Raw genomic sequence first — 3,318 nt, 5'->3', positions numbered from 1 at the left:
CTTGCAAAAAGTCATAGGATGGCGACGCCATCAAAGGCTGAGTTTTTCCCATAGGGATTTACGGGAAATCCCCAGACGCTGTGCTGCCGCAGTACGATTGCCGTTTTCCTCATTAACGACACGAGCAATAAAACGTTGTTCAAAATCGTGCATGGCGTCGCGCAGGGGCTGGTCAGTGCGGAAGCATTGAATAATTTCGCTGCTGCCATCGCCACAACGGCGCAGTGGTTCCGGTAGCATCCCGGGGGTAATTTCCTTGCCGGGGGCCAGAACCTGGAGGCGCTCGATCAGGTTTTCCAGCTCGCGAACATTGCCCGGTAATGGGCAGTTCTGCAGTTGTTCGTAGGTTTCAATACTCAGTCGAATCGGATCTTTTGCGTAACGCGCCGCGTACTTTCCGATAAAATGATTGACCAGCAAGGGAATGTCTTCGCGCCGCTGCCGCAGGGGCGGCAGATACAATGGGATGACATTCAGCCGATAAAAGAAATCTTCACGGATGGTTCCTTCATCACGGAGCTCAGCCAGATCCCGGTGGGTGGCGGCAATCAGGCGAAAGTCGACCTTGATCTGTTTTTCGCTTCCCAGACGCCGGATGACACCATCCTGCAGAACGCGTAACAGTTTGACCTGCATCGTTTGCGGAATTTCGCCGACTTCGTCCAGAAACAGGGAGCCGCCCTGAGCCTGTTCCAGGTAGCCGCGTCGCGCCTGTTCTGCCCCGGTGTAGGCTCCCTTTTCCGTGCCGAACAGCTCCGATTCGAGGAGGGTCTCGGGGATCGCCCCGCAATTGACCTTGACCAGAGGGCCGTCGCAGCGGGGGCTGGAGCGGTGGATGAAATCGGCGGCCAGTTCCTTGCCGGTGCCGCTTTCCCCCTGCAGCAGGATGGTGGCATCGGTTCCCGCTGCGCTCTGTGCCGCACCGAGAAATTTGCGCAGGGAGGCGCTGTCACCGATCATTCCGGAGGTCTGATCTTTTTGTCGCAAGCTGCGGTTTTCAGCTTCAAGTTGTTGGAGATGAAACAGGCGTTTGAGTTTGAGCAGGAGCAATTCGGTGCGAAAAGGTTTGGCCAGATAGTCATGGGCGCCCTGTTTGAGGGCATCGACTGCAGCCTCAACCGTTGCCTGTGCCGTCATCATCATGATGGTGCAATCGGGTTGCTGGCCAAGGATCAATTCCAGCAGTGACATGCCGCTGATATCGGGCAGACGGATATCGATCAGAGCTACGGGAAAGATTTCATTGGCCAGAGCGTCCGCCGCCTGTTGACCGTCTTTGGCCGGAACAACCCGATAGCCGTTGTCTGTCAATACCTCGGTAAGCATCTCCAGATGAACCAGCTCATCTTCAACCAGCAGAATCTTGTTCCTATGCATGATCAGTTCCCCGGTAAAGAGCGTTCGGAATCGACAGGGTAAACGCTGTACGTCCGTCGCGATGGGTGTATGTCAGACTGCCACCATGATACTCGGCAATGCCCCGGGAAACAGCAAGACCCATGCCGGAACCATGGCCAGCCTCCTTGGTGGTAAAAAACGGGGTAAATATCTGGGCGGCAATGTCATCAGGAATGGGATCGCCGGTGTTCTGCACCTGCAGAACATAGCAATCGCCATCCAGCTCGGCCAGAAGTCTGACCGTGCCGCCGCTGGTGGTCGCGTCAGCCGCGTTGATGATCAGGTTGAGCGCCACCTGATGAATCTTGTCACGGTCGAGAAAGAGGATGGTGCGGGGGCAGCGGTTGTCGGTCAGTAGTCGGCAGCCGCTGTCTTTGATGGCCATGCGGGAAAACATCACCACATCATCAAAAAAAAGATCGCTGTCCACCACTTGCGGGGTGATTTCGCCAACCCGCGACAGGTCGGAAAGCTGGCCGACGATGCGACCAATGCGTTCGATGCTCTGGCGGACCAGTCCGATATAGCGCTGCACCGGTTCTCCGCCTTTGCGCTCAATCTGGTAAAGGGCGCTTTCAATACCGGCCAGAGGATTGTTGACCTCGTGGGCAACTCCGGAAACCAGACGACCAATGGCAAGGATCCGCTCATTTTCGAGCATGCGCGCCACCGATATCTCGCGCTCTGTTTCACTCTGATTAAGGCGCTCAAGCATGTCAGCAAAACTTTTTTGCAACAAACCGATTTCGTCCTGTCGAAAATGGTCTGTCGGCAGGGATGGCCGGTGCTCACCGACCATTTCCATGCTGCCGGTTAGTTCTTTTATCGGTTTTACCAGCAGGGTGCCGATGATCCAGTAGATGACCAGCGCCCCTGCCGAGAACAGGGCAGAAAAAAGAAAAATCTGGTATTCGAGGCGACCGATATCGCGATAGGCCGGTTCCATGGAAATTCCCACCCGCAAACTGCCCCAGCTTTTGCCGGCAATATTGAGCGGCATGGCGAGGTCGGCAAGGCGTTCACCGCCCTGGATGACGTCGATTTGGGTGAAGGCGTTGGCCTTAAGGGTCGCTATGCTTAGGGGGTCGTCGTAGGTGTTGCCATATTCCGACAGGCGATTATGTGCCAGTACCTGGCCGTTTTCATCAAGAACAAAAGCGTAGCGCACCACAAGGTTGGGCGTTGCCATAATTTCGGCGACAAAACTGTCAAGCAAGCCGCCTTCGTGAATGACGCCGAGCTCCTCATACAGCAGGGCGTTAATGATCGGGATCGCCATGGTTGAAATCAGCATCTCCCCTTCCCGCGAGGCTCGATCCAGTAAAGATCTCTTCTCGTTTAGCCACATCCATCCACCCCAGATGCCTGAGGAGGTGATGGTGAGCAGCACCGCAAGTAGCATGAAGCGGGCGCGCAGACCGATCTGTGGGCGCTTCAGTGACATCCGAGGCCGCACCCGGTTTTGTTGTTGAGCGTCAATTCTATAATGTCCCTGTAGTTATCGATGCCGACACTGACGAAGCCATGGGCGAACTCCGGATCCCACTGAATGAGGTGTTGTTTTGTCCGGGGATCGGATGGGTCGATGGCCAGCAGTGCTTCTTTCATTGCCGCCACCAGATGGGGATCTACATTTTTGTGCACCACAATGGGAACGGCCGGCACCGGATCGGAAATGGCAAGAAACCGCAACCCATGTTCGCGATAACGGTAGGCGACGACATCCTTGAGGGCACCGGCGACAGCGTTCCCCTTGAGAACGGCTTTGGCTGCTGCGTCGTGAGATTCGTAGTAGCTGTAGGACTCCAGATCGGAAAGCTGTACCCCTTTCTGCGCAAGCATATGGTGGGGGATCAGTTTACCGGAGGTGGAGTGGTGATCCCCAAAGGCAAAGCTCTTTCCCTTGAGTTCTTCCAGAGA

3 protein-coding genes are annotated in these 3,318 nt (G+C 55.7%); all 3 read right to left on the bottom strand.

Annotation, left to right across the window (positions count from 1 at the left end):
- Nucleotides 1-30 precede the first annotated feature (30 nt).
- On the bottom strand, nt 31-1,377 hold the full coding sequence (locus tag AC6F7T_RS06800) for a sigma 54-interacting transcriptional regulator (protein WP_500717265.1): 1,347 nt from the start codon (nt 1,375-1,377) through the stop codon (nt 31-33).
- Nucleotides 1,370-2,842 carry an ATP-binding protein gene (locus AC6F7T_RS06795; protein WP_500717263.1) on the bottom strand — a complete coding sequence of 491 codons (1,473 nt, stop codon included), beginning with the start codon at nt 2,840-2,842 and terminating at the stop codon, nt 1,370-1,372. Before AC6F7T_RS06795 ends, AC6F7T_RS06800 begins: the two co-directional genes overlap by 8 nt.
- Nucleotides 2,833-3,318 (bottom strand): PhnD/SsuA/transferrin family substrate-binding protein (locus tag AC6F7T_RS06790; protein ID WP_500717261.1); only part of this gene is annotated, 486 nt, incomplete at its 5' end. The genes AC6F7T_RS06790 and AC6F7T_RS06795, both read right to left, overlap by 10 nt.

This window comes from Pelovirga sp., from assembly GCF_059864205.1.
The sequence above is the reverse complement of the archived record's forward strand: the minus strand, read 5'-3'. Positions and strand labels throughout refer to the sequence as shown.